This is a genomic window from Vibrio sp. DNB22_10_4, from assembly GCF_052879755.1.
Genome location: NZ_JBNNXW010000153.1, coordinates 1 through 217 on the forward strand (window position 1 = coordinate 1; position 217 = coordinate 217).

At 50.2% G+C, this 217-nt stretch carries 1 tRNA gene; it reads left to right on the forward strand.

The annotated features are described in order from the left end of the window. The first annotated feature begins 142 nt into the window (after positions 1–142). Positions 143–216, forward strand: a tRNA-Pro gene (locus ACVA6Q_RS25060). Position 217 lies beyond the last annotated feature (1 nt).

Below are 217 nucleotides of genomic sequence, written 5' to 3' on the forward strand. Positions count from 1 at the left end.
GGCTATAGCTCAGTTGGTAGAGCCCTGGATTGTGATTCCGGTGGTCGCGAGTTCGAATCTCGTTAGCCACCCCATTATTTCGGTGACTTTTGTCTCCTGTTTTGATTTAATCGAAACGAAATCGTTCTGAAAAGAACATCGTCGGTGAATAGCGCAGCTTGGTAGCGCATCTGGTTTGGGACCAGAGGGTCGGGGGTTCGAATCCCTCTTCACCGAC